Genomic DNA, 11,761 nt, shown 5'->3' on the forward strand with positions numbered 1-11,761 from the left:
CTGATTAGATAGTTAAATAATGGCATTTGGTTAACATGCAACCAATCACTCCACCCATGCTATTATTGGGTTAGTTCCGGTTTGGTCCCAAATGGCAATAAAATTAAGAAAATGAAAAAATCCCTTAAAACGTTGACATAGCAACATTTTAAGGGATTTGCCTGCATTAATCTGCAAAATGCATAGATTAACGAGAGTAGAACTCAACGATAAGTGCTTCGTTAATCTCAGCAGGTAACTCAGAACGCTCTGGTAAGCGAGTGAATGTACCTTCTAATTTGTCAGCATCGAAAGTAACGTATTCTGGTGTGAAAGTGTTAGCCTCAACTGCTTCCGCTATAATATCAAGCTTTTGAGATTTTTCACGAACACCGATCACTTGACCTGGTTTTACTTCGTATGAAGGAATATCTACACGACTTCCATCAACAGTAATGTGACCATGGTTTACTAACTGACGTGCTTGACGACGAGTTCTTGCAAGACCTAGACGGTAAACAAGGTTATCAAGACGAGATTCAAGAAGGATCATGAAGTTCTCACCATGGATACCTTTGATTTTACCAGCACGATCAAATAAGTTACGGAATTGACGTTCGTTAACTCCGTACATGAAACGTAGTTTTTGTTTTTCTTGTAATTGTAAACCATATTCAGATAGTTTACGACGTTGATTAGGTCCGTGTTGACCTGGTGCGTAAGGACGTTTGTCTAACTCCTTACCAGTACCTGTTAATGAGATACCAAGACGACGAGACTTTTTCCATACAGAACCTGTATAGCGAGCCATAGTGCATCTTCTCCTTTATATATGAATTTTGCATAAAATAAGACAGTGTGTTCCCAATTCGTCAGCCATTTTGTTTTTCATGCATCCTCGCCCTAGTAGCAGAGAGTTACGCGATGCACCTCCATGGAGGAACAAAATGGTCAGCCGGTGGTCCACATAGGCTACCTTTTTTACACAAACTCCATTATATGATGTTCAAAGAGTGAAGTCAATAGGTTTATATATATTTCTCTAGAGTTTCAACAAATTGCTCTAAATATCTCTTGTCAGTTTCATCAAAACGATCCTTAATAGGACTATCAATATCCAGCACCCCAAATATTTCGCCATCCTTCAATACAGGGACAACAATTTCTGATTGGCTTGCTGCATCACATGCAATATGACCTGGAAATTGATGGACATCGGCAACTAGTTGTGTTTTCTTTTCAGAAACTGCTGTACCGCAAACACCTTTGCCGCTTTTGATTCGGACACATGCAGGTAGACCTTGAAATGGTCCAAGAACTAATTCGTTGTCTTTCCAGAGATAAAAGCCGACCCAATTCACTTTGTCTAAAAACTGATTTAATAATGCCGAAGCATTGGACAGGTTTGCAATGACATCAGGTTCATCCTGCAGCAATGCATCTAGCTGTTTGATTACGATAGGGTAATCTTTCTCTTTACTACCATTATATGTTGAAGTTTCGAACATTCTAACTTGTCCCCTTTTGTAAAATTATCTCGCAATTTGCTGCATATATCATATACCAAACAAGGAATCGTGACAAATATATCGTTTTTCCGAAGAATTTCGTATTCATATTTAATAAATATATATAAATCATAGCAAAAAAGGCGTGAAACATGATATTATAACTTTACATACAAAAGTCGCATAAATTTTTACAAAATGACAAGGTTGAATATATAGTTGTTTTAGTAGGAGGATAAGAAATGGAATTTGTGATCGGCGGAATTTTACTCGTTATTGCACTTATGATAGTTGGACTTATTCTAAGGCGGAAAGTCTACGATCATGTAGATCGGCTTGAAGAATGGAAAATGAACATCATGAGTCGAAACGTGACAGCGGAACTAGGAAAAATAAAACAACTAAATTTATTAGGCGAAACCCAAGAGAAATTCGAAACGTGGAAAGAAAATTGGGATACCATTGTCACAAAAACTTTACCTGATATGGAAGAAGATTTGCTAGATGTAGAGGAGTTGGCGAATCGTTTTAATATTCCAGCAGCTAAAAAACGGCTCTCACTAATTGAACAAACATTACAAAGCATTGATGAAAACATTGATCAGATCTTTCAGGATGTTGACAACCTGTTAGACTCCGAAAAATATACGAAAGAACAAATAGACATAGTTGGCCCGCAATTGAAAGAATTGAAGAAATATCTTTTACATAATCGAACACAGTTTGGGAAAGCAGAACTATATTTTGAAGCGGAGTTAACAAAATTAGAGAAGAAATTAGAATCCCATCATGAGCTTGAGGAAGGTGGCAACTACTTAGCTGCACAACAAATGATCAATGAATTAAAGGAAGAAGTCGAAATTTTAGATGATAAGATTAATGTTTTTCCTGAACTTTATCGTAATTGTAAAAAGAACATTCCAGAACAAATGAATGAATTAATTCGTGAAATGGCTGGAATGGCAGATGAAGGCCTTCGAATTGAACAATTTGGATTTGAAAAAGAATTGAAGCAGTATGAGAAGGTTTTAAAAGATACCATTATAAACTTAGAAAATGGTGAATTGGATGACGCAAAAGAAACCTTAGATCAAATGGAACTTCGCTTAAATGAAATGGTAGTATTGTTGGAAAAAGAGGAAACATCCAAATCAATTGTGGAAAATGAACTCCCGAGATTGAAAAGTAAAACAGATGAATTAAACGATGCATACATAGGCTTAAAACAGGAAATAACGGAACTGCAAAAAACGTATTATATTGAATCAGCAGACCTCGAGATATTCTTAAACTTAGAGAAATGGTTAGATAAGCTAGATAACCAATTCGAACAGATCGAAAAAGATTATGAAATGAGATTAAGCCATCATGTGGAAATTAAAGAAAGGTTGGAGCATCTTTCGGAAGATGTGGGCAAACTGGAAAAAGCACAATTAGAATTCCATGACAAAGTCCGTGATCTAAGAAAAGATGAATTGGAAGCGAAAGAAAAGATAACTGATTTAAAGTCGAAATTATTATACACAAATAAACAACTTATGAAGAGTAATATTCCAGGTGTCCCATCATCTTTAATTAATTTATTGGAGGAGTCGACGGATAAATGTGAGGTAGTTTTAAAGAACCTTCAAAAACATCCATTAGATATGGCAAAAGTCCAACATAGTTTAGATGAGGCTAATAAATCTGTATCTAATTTTGTTAATCAGACTGCAATGTTGCTCGATCAGGCAAGACTTGTGGAAATTGCGATTCAATATGGTAATCGATTCAGACGAAATCATCCAATCCTTGCTGCGCAATTAATAGAGGCTGAGACATTATTCCGTAATTACAAATATGAATCAGCATTAGAAGTAGCTGTGAAGGCAATCGAAGAGATCGATGAACAAGCAATGAAGAAAATTGAACAACTTGATGAACGCTATCAGGAAATGTTGAGTTAAAGGAAGGTATATGGCATCATGAAATGGTTGGCAGGTATATTATTCGTTGTTACCCTATCGGTATGGGGGGCTGTTATTTGGACATTTGCTGGAATAAAATCAAATGATTATGAAATGGCGTTAAAGCACACTTCCATTGGTTCGGAAATGATGGAAAAGGTAAGGGTGAATAATTACTTCAAATTCGTTCAATTACCCCAGCCTTTTGAGGAAGAAATTGATGAAACTGCAAAGGGCCAAACGAATGACGAGAAGGATCAGTCTAATGGGAGAGCATTGGAGCAATATATCGGACAAGTGGATCCCGATGAGTCAGTTTCCATTGATACTCTTTTAATAGAATTAGGTATCCAAACTGTTGTGAGCAGGTAATAAGATAATTAGAAAGACAACCCATTATTTAATTTTAATTAAGTATGGTGTTGTCTTTTTTATTAAAAAGTTTCCAGTCGAATTGAGTGAATGAGTGAAAATAAGGACTTTCCAATATGTTCAGTTTATGTAAAATTAATAAACATGTTTGCAGTATGTTAAAAATATGGTACGATATTTCGGATGGTAAACGAAAAAGAGGGATAGAATGATTTATTTAGATAATAGTGCAACAACGAAGCCCGACTTAGAAGTCTTGCAAAGTTTCCAACAAGTTGCCACTCAATATTTTGGTAACCCGTCTTCTATTCATGGATTGGGTATGGAGACGGAACGTTTATTACGAAAAGCTCGTGAGCAAGCTGGTACAATTTTGCAAGTTGATTCTTCAGAAATTATTTTTACATCAGGCGGGACAGAGGGAAATAATTTAGCAATTAAGGGCATTGCATTAGCCCATCAAAATAGAGGAAAGCACATCATAACAACAACTGTTGAACATCCATCAGTGATAGAAGCGTGTGAAGGATTGCAGCGATTAGGATTCCAAATTACCTATATACCTGTTGATCAGGATGGGAAAGTCAATGTTGATGATGTCAAAGCTGCCATAACAAATGAAACGATCTTAGTTACGATTATGCATGTAAATAACGAAATAGGCACGATTCAGCCAATTGAAGAGATTGGTCAGTTACTAAGCAGTTATCCGAAAATATTTTTTCATGTAGACCATGTACAGGGGTTTTCTAAGGTACCTTTGCATTTCAAAAACGCGCAGATTGATTTATGTACGATTTCCGGTCACAAAATTCATGGGCTAAAAGGGACAGGCATACTGTATGTAAAAAATGGTGTGAGACTGTTTTCATTAGCACATGGGGGCGGGCAAGAAGCGAATGTTCGTGCAGGTACAGAAAACGTTCCGGGAATTGTTGGATTAGTAAAAGCAATGCGTTTAGCAAAAGATATGCAACAAAAAGCAGATGAATTAATAAACCTTAAATATTATTTAATGGAAAAACTTCATGAGATGGATCATATCGTTTTAAATACTCCCAAAAATGATAGTGCACCACATATTGTGCATTTTTCTGCACCTGGTTTAAAACCGGAAGTAGTGATTCACGCATTAGAAGAAAAAGATATCTATATATCCACAAAATCTGCTTGTTCATCTAAAAGTGCTGATGAGAGTCAAGTGTTAGCCGCATGTGGCAAAAGCTATGAGGTATCCGCGTCTGGTTTAAGAATAAGTATGTCTTATAATACAACGAAAGATGAAATAGATATATTCCTGACAGAACTAGTCAAAGTATTAGCTAAATTAAGTAAAGTAATGAGGTAGATAGATATGCAATATGATCATATAGTTATTCGCTATGGAGAGTTATCATTAAAAGGGAGAAACCGAAAGCTCTTTACAACACAATTACAGAATAATGTAATTACAGCCATCCGGGATTATCCAAATACTCGAGTTCAGAAGAAACGCGATCGAATGTATATTGTGCTAAATGGTGAAGACCCTAATCCAATCATCGAGAGATGTCGCCATATATTTGGGATTCAGAGCTTAAGCCTTGCGGTTAAAGTGGAGAATGAAGAACAGGCAATAAAGGAAAGTGCACTGGAATTGTTAAAGGAGGCCAAACCATCTACTTTTAAAGTGACAACGAAACGATCTTATAAAGAGTTTCCAATTGGTTCCCAACAATTTAATCAAGTGCTGGGTGGTTATTTATTAGTCAATACGGAGAATATAACGGTAGATTTACACAATCCTGATCTTGAGATAGTGGTAGATATCCGGGATGACGCAACTTACTTGACATCAGCAAAAGTGTTAGGTGCTGGAGGATTACCTGTTGGTTCATCAGGTAAATCTCTACTATTGCTTTCCGGTGGAATTGACAGCCCTGTAGCTGGATACCAGGCAATGAAACGTGGTGTCGAATTAGAGGCTATACATTTTCACTCGCCACCATATACAAGTGAAAGGGCGAAGGAAAAGGTATTAGACCTTGCTGAGAAGTTAGCATATTACGGAAAAAGTATAAAAGTACATGTCATTCCATTTACAGCACTGCAACAGAAAATTCATCGCGAAGTTCCTCATGGCTATTCTATGACAGTAATGAGAAGAATGATGATGAGAATAAGTGAAGCAGTTGCTAAAAAAGAGAATATCCTTTCATTAATTACTGGTGAAAGTCTTGGGCAAGTAGCAAGCCAGACAATGGAGAGTATGCATGCAATTAATGCTGTAACGAATTATCCGATTATCCGACCACTAATTGCAATGGATAAGGATGAGATCATCTCAATTTCTGAAAGAATCGATATGTACTCCATATCCATTCGTCCATATGAAGATTGTTGTACTGTTTTTGTGCCAAAATCACCAAAAACAAAACCAAGACTGGAGAAAGTAGAACAGTTTGAAAGTGGAATAGACTTTAGTCAGGACATCGAAGATATATTAAATAACGTGGAAACAATTACGATTTCCGCAGATAAAAAAGTATCAAATCAATTTGATGATTTGCTATAAAGAAAGTTTAGCTTTTATAGTCTAGTCAATCGCTTATTAGAAACATATTGTAATTGGTTTTATTAACAAGAACTACCATTGTTTTATGTGCATGTTATCCCTGACTTTCGTGCAAGATACTATTGTACGAAGAGGAGGTGAATATCATGGCAAATAACAACAGCTCAAACTCAAATCAATTATTAGTTCCTGGAGCAAACCAAGCATTAGATCAAATGAAAATTGAGATCGCACAAGAATTTGGCGTAAACTTAGGTGCTGACACTACTTCTCGTGCTAATGGTTCAGTAGGTGGAGAGATTACTAAACGTCTTGTTCAAGTGGCACAGCAACAACTTAGTGGTACACAAGCAACTGGTACACAAATAACTCAATAATTATGAAATAAACAGAAAGGATAGTGTTAAAAACACTATCCTTTTCTTTCGGATTTGTTTCTGCTATCGTTATATCAAATTAATTTTTATTTGCTAGAGGGTGGAAACATATGGGTATATTGTGGTATGGCGGTAAAATTTATACGATGAAAAGTGCTTCTGATATGGTAGAAGCAGTTTATACAGATAATGGCAAAATAATAGCAACAGGAAGCTTAAAAGAATTAAAGGAAACCTATAATGGTTTGATTGATGAAGTATTTGATTTAGAGGGCAATGTAATGTATCCAGGGTTTGTTGATAGTCACCTACATATTATTGGTCATGGTGAAAAGCTGTTACATGTTGATTTATCGATGATGGAATCTGCTGAACAAGTATTAGAAGCTATAGCGGAGAAAATAAAGGGACTTCATAACGGTGAATGGCTGGTTGCTGAAGGTTGGAACGAGAATCAATGGATTGATAAACGGATTATTGATAAACATGAATTAGATCAATTGTCGAGAGAAACACCAATTATTTTAACAAGAATTTGCCGTCATGCAGTAATTGTTAATTCCAAAGCGTTAGAATTAGCCAATTTAACTTCAGCGACAGAAGACCCTCAAGGTGGAAGAATTGTTCGTGACAAAAATGGTGAGCCAACTGGATATTTATTAGACCAAGCTCAGGAATTAGTAAAGGATGTCATGCCATCTGTATCACAAGAATTACTAGAAAAAACAACAGAAACAGCAATAAAGGATTTGTTGAGTAAAGGATTGGTTGGTGGTCATACGGAAGATTTAGCATATTATAGCGGGTTTGAACCAACTCTAAAAGCATACCAATCCATTTTGCCGAAAAAATATAAGTTTCGCGCACATTTATTAGTCCATCACCTTGTTTTTGATGAAATGAGGGAAGCTGGTTATACTTACGGTGATGGCGGTGAGTATACAACATTAGGTGCAATGAAAATCTTTTCAGATGGAGCTTTAGGAGGAAGAACTGCTTGGTTAAGTGAACCGTATGCAGATGATCCTGCTAATGTTGGTATTCCTATTCATTCGGAAGAAAGATTAGAAGCATTAGTCAAATATGCGAGAGAATTCGGACACCCAATAGCAGTACATGCGATTGGGGATCAGGCTGTCCTGCAAGTTGCAAAACTGCTTAAAAAATATCCGCTTGAGAATAATCGTCGTGATCGCATCATTCATGCACAAATTGTTAATGATCAAGTAATACAACTTCTAAAAGAAATGGATGTAGTGCTTGATATCCAACCAACATTTGTTTCATCTGATTTTCCATGGGTGATTGAACGGATAGGTGAAAAACGGGCAGAAAGATCTTATCCTTGGAAGACATTTCTGCGTGAAAATATAGTGTGTGCTGCAGGGTCTGATGCTCCAATTGAAGAAGCAGGCCCATTAAATGGGATCAAAGCTTTTGTTACAAGACAATCTTCTATTGACGGAAAGGTTTATGGACACGGTGAGCAATTGTCTGTTTACGAGGCGATTTCATTATATACTAAAGGCAGTGCCTATGTGATAAATCATGAACATGACCGAGGCATCATTAATAAAGGGTATGTAGCAGATTTTACGATACTTGAGGAAGATCTTTTCACAGTAGCTCACAGTCGGATTGATCAAGTTAAAGTCACTGGAACAATCGTTGCGGGAGAATGGATGTACAGGAGCAGGCAGAAAAACTAGAGAAAAAACCGGATTACTGTGAGTCGACCCCCAAAAGTTTAGAAGAATGGTCTAACATTTGGGAGTCTCCTTACCGTCCGGTTTTTTTATATAAATTGGATGATGAACCGCCAAGTTTAATTATAATTTTATCAAAAGACCGTCAGTAAACGGTCCATATTTATCTCATATCATCAAATCCTGCAGTATATTTAGTTATTTTATAAAAATGTACGTTTCACTCGATCCCAGAAAGAGTTATTCTTCAATTTTACTGTTTTTATACGTTTATCACTAAGTTTAATTGTAATTGTTTTAATGTTTCTAATCGAATAAGCCTCGTTATCGAAACCTACAATAGGATAGTCATTCCCGTCCTGAATTACTTCGATTCGCAAAGTTCTGTCTTGATTTAATATAAAGGATGAACCTAGAGTACGATATCGATTGTTATTGATGGAGGCTAATTCAGATACTTGGAAACAAGGAATTTTTGGATCAATAACAGCACCTGTAGTTGACTTATTATAGCCAGTACTTCCTGTTGGTGTTGCTACAATTAATCCATCGCCACGGAATCGCTCAAAATGGTTGTCATCTATGTATACATCCATTACCATCGTTTTAATGATCGCAGAACGGATTGCAGCTTCATTTAGACAGTGAAAGGTAGACTCGCCATTGATTGTCGCATCAATGACAGGAAAACGGCGAACTTCTATTGCTTCATCTTGCATTGCATGAACCATATCGACATAGCGATCTAATTGAAAGTCACAATATAAACCTGCTTCATTCTTTTTTGTCATCCCAACATAAAGACAATCTTGTCTGAATTCTGTATGGCGGACAGCTTGCAAAAACTCTCCATCACCGCCAACGCTTATAACAATGCTGGCATCTTTTGAATTATCAACAATATGGAAGCCGCTTTTCTCAAGATGCTCAAACACTGGGCTCAATTTCTCTTCTAATTGGTCACTTTTTCCATAATAAAAAAACACATTTTTTCGATTTTCCATAATTAGTCCCTCCTTAACGCTATTTCTTTCATCTTATCATGGTTTGCTCTTTTGTCATATTGGAATGTTTTCAACAAATTACTTCCATTGATTAATATAACCATTCTTAGTAAATAATAAAGATGGTGGTGATCAATATGTTAATCATTGGAGTTATTTTCTTCATTTTTATTATTCTGCTTTTATTGTTTTTAGGTCTTCTGCGAGTTTATGCGACTATTAAGTGGAATTTTACTGATGAAGATCAGCAAATCATTATTATGATAACTATTCTAGGCTTTACTATATTAAAAAAAGATGTAGGGATAATGAAAGAAGATGGAACTGCATTTCCTAATGGCATGAAAATGAAGGATCTAAATATTTTAAGAAATTTTGTTATAGAGAACGTTAGATGTGAATTGCTCAAAACGAAAACCATTATCGGAACAGGCGAACCAGACACAACCGCTATATTATACAGTATGCTTCAATCACTCTTTACAATGGTAAGTGCACGGTTGCGAGAGAATGCTGTTGTTGATTGTCAACTATCGGCACACTTTGATGAGACTATCATTCAAAGTAATGGTCGATGTATGATTTCATGGAAACTGCGAAAAACTATGCGTGTATGGAAAAGTTGGAAAACGAAAGGAGAATAATGATGGAAGAGAATGTACATCCACTAGAAGCATTTATGTCCTTAACAATGGAGAACATAAAACAAATGGTAGAAGTCGACACAGCAATTGGAAAACCCATCGATGCACCAGACGGCAGCATAATTATCCCATTATCAAAGGTGAGATTTGGTTTCGCATCAGGTGGAAGTGAATTTCTAGGGAAGAACCAGAAATCATCACAAGATCAAGGATCTGATATGATTATCCCATTTGGCGGGGGCAGCGGTGGTGGTGTTTCAATAACTCCTGCAGCATTTTTGGTTGCGAATAAATCGGGTGTAGAACTAATTACATTAAATGAATCAACACATGTTTATGAGAAATTGTTAGATAAAGGTCCTCAATTTCTTGATCAAATCATGGGAATGATGAATCGTGATAGCAACAAGGATTCAGAAAAGAATGATCAAGATGAGGAAAAAAGTAGAAGCAAACGATGAAAACTTGGAAGTAGACATTGAAATCCACTGCCTTCATAATATAATAGGCAGTGGATTTCATTTGCTGAAGAAAGAGCAAGGAAAAGGTGGAGGAGAAACGATGGAATTTTCAATAGAAAAAGCTTTTGAACAATTAGATACACTAACAACAGATGTCCAAAAAACGCTTGATTTGCCGTATTTAGAAAGTTTAGCAGAAGTACTGCATCAGGTTAATGGAGGGCAAAATGAGCATATAACGGATGAACAAAAAGGTAAGATCGATAGTTTGTCAGAACAATTTGACAATAAAAATGTGTCAAACGAACAAATCCGTAAAACGATTCAACTGGCATTAATTAAAGGAATGAAAGGATCCACACAGGCTCAGCATACAATCACACCAGATTCTGTTGCAATGTTTATCGGATATTTTATTCAAAAATTGATGGGAAACACAAAGAAATTTCGCCTGTTTGATCCAGCGAGTGGTACAGGGAACTTACTAACAGCAGTAATGAATCAAGTAGAAGCGGATGTTGAAGGGTTTGGAAGTGAGATTGATCCAACACTAATTCGTCTGGCTGTGGAAAGTGCTAATCTGCAAAAACAAACGATTGAGTTTTTCCATCAGGATAGTTTAACATCACTTTTACTGGAACCAGTAGATATTACAATTGGAGATTTACCTGTTGGATACTATCCAGATGATATCCAAGCGATGAAATACGAACTGAAAGCAGAAGAAGGGCATTCTTATTCACACCATCTATTTATCGAGCAAAGTTTAACATACACAAAAGAAGGCGGATATTTATTGTTTTTAATCCCGAATTTTTTATTTACTAGTGATCAGAGAGAACAACTTCATAAATTTTTGCATAAGCATGTACACATTGTAAGTCTATTACAATTACCTTTAACCATGTTTGCATCAGAAAAACATGCCAAGAGTATATTCATCCTGCAGAAAAAAGGGGAAAACACGAAAGCACCGAAGCAAGCATTAATGGCCCAATTACCTTCTTTTAAAGATGCGGATAAAACATATAATATGTTAAGAAAGATAGATACATGGTTTAAGTCGGAATATAGGGAATAGTCTGAAAATATAAAATTTTGCAAAGGAAACGGTAACATCCGAGATCTCTGTTGCAAACTTGATCTGTCGGTGGTTAAATGGAGTTGGGAATGTTAATTTCATTAATTATTTAAAGGAAAAAGAGGAACG

13 protein-coding genes are annotated in these 11,761 nt (G+C 36.1%); 10 read left to right on the forward strand and 3 right to left on the reverse strand.

What is annotated here, in order from left to right; all coding sequences use genetic code 11:
- Positions 1 to 187: 187 nt before the first annotated feature.
- Both rpsD and ACFOY7_RS11290 read right to left on the reverse strand, forming a co-directional pair.
- On the reverse strand, positions 188 to 790 hold the full coding sequence (rpsD, locus tag ACFOY7_RS11285) for a 30S ribosomal protein S4 (RefSeq protein WP_390252183.1): 603 nt from the start codon (positions 788 to 790) through the stop codon (positions 188 to 190).
- A gap of 217 nt (positions 791 to 1,007) precedes the next feature.
- Positions 1,008 to 1,487 (reverse strand): GAF domain-containing protein, encoded by a 480-nt coding sequence (locus tag ACFOY7_RS11290; RefSeq protein WP_390252184.1) that lies wholly within the window; start codon positions 1,485 to 1,487, stop codon positions 1,008 to 1,010.
- A gap of 242 nt (positions 1,488 to 1,729) precedes the next feature.
- Between ACFOY7_RS11290 and ACFOY7_RS11295 the strand changes: the two genes are divergently transcribed.
- From ACFOY7_RS11295 to ACFOY7_RS11325, 7 genes are all read left to right on the forward strand, one after another.
- Positions 1,730 to 3,433 (forward strand): septation ring formation regulator EzrA, encoded by a 1,704-nt coding sequence (locus ACFOY7_RS11295; protein ID WP_390252185.1) that lies wholly within the window; start codon positions 1,730 to 1,732, stop codon positions 3,431 to 3,433.
- An 18-nt stretch (positions 3,434 to 3,451) separates the two neighbouring features.
- A complete protein-coding gene (locus ACFOY7_RS11300) occupies positions 3,452 to 3,805 on the forward strand; it encodes a hypothetical protein (RefSeq protein WP_390252186.1) in 354 nt (117 codons plus the stop codon).
- 208 nt (positions 3,806 to 4,013) lie between these two features.
- On the forward strand, positions 4,014 to 5,153 hold the full coding sequence (locus ACFOY7_RS11305) for a cysteine desulfurase family protein (RefSeq protein ID WP_390252187.1): 1,140 nt from the start codon (positions 4,014 to 4,016) through the stop codon (positions 5,151 to 5,153).
- Between the two features lie 6 nt (positions 5,154 to 5,159).
- Positions 5,160 to 6,359 carry a tRNA uracil 4-sulfurtransferase ThiI gene (gene thiI, locus ACFOY7_RS11310; RefSeq protein ID WP_390252188.1) on the forward strand — a complete coding sequence of 400 codons (1,200 nt, stop codon included), beginning with the start codon at positions 5,160 to 5,162 and terminating at the stop codon, positions 6,357 to 6,359.
- Between the two features lie 146 nt (positions 6,360 to 6,505).
- Positions 6,506 to 6,736, forward strand: a complete 231-nt coding sequence (locus ACFOY7_RS11315; RefSeq protein WP_390252189.1) for a small, acid-soluble spore protein, alpha/beta type — start codon at positions 6,506 to 6,508, stop codon at positions 6,734 to 6,736.
- Positions 6,737 to 6,846: 110 nt separating this feature from the next.
- A complete protein-coding gene (locus ACFOY7_RS11320) occupies positions 6,847 to 8,445 on the forward strand; it encodes an amidohydrolase (protein WP_390252190.1) in 1,599 nt (532 codons plus the stop codon).
- Positions 8,415 to 8,594, forward strand: a complete 180-nt coding sequence (locus ACFOY7_RS11325; protein WP_390252191.1) for a hypothetical protein — start codon at positions 8,415 to 8,417, stop codon at positions 8,592 to 8,594. The genes ACFOY7_RS11320 and ACFOY7_RS11325 overlap by 31 nt, the downstream gene beginning before the upstream one ends.
- A 51-nt stretch (positions 8,595 to 8,645) precedes the next feature.
- On the opposite strand, the gene ACFOY7_RS11330 is transcribed toward ACFOY7_RS11325, so the two are convergent.
- Entirely contained in the window at positions 8,646 to 9,449 is an 804-nt protein-coding gene (locus ACFOY7_RS11330) for an NAD kinase (protein ID WP_390254065.1), read from the reverse strand.
- A gap of 134 nt (positions 9,450 to 9,583) precedes the next feature.
- Between ACFOY7_RS11330 and ACFOY7_RS11335 the strand changes: the two genes are divergently transcribed.
- From ACFOY7_RS11335 to ACFOY7_RS11345, 3 genes are read left to right on the forward strand one after another with little or no spacing between them, the layout of a single operon-like run.
- Complete coding sequence (locus ACFOY7_RS11335; protein WP_390252192.1) at positions 9,584 to 10,090, forward strand: hypothetical protein; 507 nt, start codon at positions 9,584 to 9,586, stop codon at positions 10,088 to 10,090.
- 2 nt (positions 10,091 to 10,092) lie between these two features.
- On the forward strand, positions 10,093 to 10,551 hold the full coding sequence (ytfJ, locus tag ACFOY7_RS11340; RefSeq protein WP_390252193.1) for a GerW family sporulation protein: 459 nt from the start codon (positions 10,093 to 10,095) through the stop codon (positions 10,549 to 10,551).
- On the forward strand, positions 10,523 to 11,632 hold the full coding sequence (locus tag ACFOY7_RS11345; protein WP_390252194.1) for a class I SAM-dependent methyltransferase: 1,110 nt from the start codon (positions 10,523 to 10,525) through the stop codon (positions 11,630 to 11,632). The genes ytfJ and ACFOY7_RS11345 overlap by 29 nt, the downstream gene beginning before the upstream one ends.
- The last annotated feature ends 129 nt before the right edge of the window (positions 11,633 to 11,761 follow it).

Origin of the sequence: Gracilibacillus xinjiangensis (assembly GCF_042651765.1) — a bacterium.
GTDB lineage: Bacteria > Bacillota > Bacilli > Bacillales > Amphibacillaceae > Gracilibacillus > Gracilibacillus xinjiangensis.

Excerpts from the sequence above, each read along its gene's own strand:
- ACFOY7_RS11290 (WP_390252184.1), bottom strand. The coding sequence starts at position 1,487 with ATGTTCGAAACTTCAACATATAATGGTAGTAAAGAGAAAGATTACCCT.
- ACFOY7_RS11305 (WP_390252187.1), top strand. The coding sequence starts at position 4,014 with ATGATTTATTTAGATAATAGTGCAACAACGAAGCCCGACTTAGAAGTC.
- ACFOY7_RS11320 (WP_390252190.1), top strand. The coding sequence starts at position 6,847 with ATGGGTATATTGTGGTATGGCGGTAAAATTTATACGATGAAAAGTGCT.
- ACFOY7_RS11300 (WP_390252186.1), top strand. The coding sequence starts at position 3,452 with ATGAAATGGTTGGCAGGTATATTATTCGTTGTTACCCTATCGGTATGG.
- ACFOY7_RS11335 (WP_390252192.1), top strand. The coding sequence starts at position 9,584 with ATGTTAATCATTGGAGTTATTTTCTTCATTTTTATTATTCTGCTTTTA.
- rpsD (WP_390252183.1), bottom strand. The coding sequence starts at position 790 with ATGGCTCGCTATACAGGTTCTGTATGGAAAAAGTCTCGTCGTCTTGGT.
- ACFOY7_RS11295 (WP_390252185.1), top strand. The coding sequence starts at position 1,730 with ATGGAATTTGTGATCGGCGGAATTTTACTCGTTATTGCACTTATGATA.
- ytfJ (WP_390252193.1), top strand. The coding sequence starts at position 10,093 with ATGGAAGAGAATGTACATCCACTAGAAGCATTTATGTCCTTAACAATG.
- ACFOY7_RS11315 (WP_390252189.1), top strand. The coding sequence starts at position 6,506 with ATGGCAAATAACAACAGCTCAAACTCAAATCAATTATTAGTTCCTGGA.
- ACFOY7_RS11345 (WP_390252194.1), top strand. The coding sequence starts at position 10,523 with ATGAGGAAAAAAGTAGAAGCAAACGATGAAAACTTGGAAGTAGACATT.
- ACFOY7_RS11325 (WP_390252191.1), top strand. The coding sequence starts at position 8,415 with ATGGATGTACAGGAGCAGGCAGAAAAACTAGAGAAAAAACCGGATTAC.
- thiI (WP_390252188.1), top strand. The coding sequence starts at position 5,160 with ATGCAATATGATCATATAGTTATTCGCTATGGAGAGTTATCATTAAAA.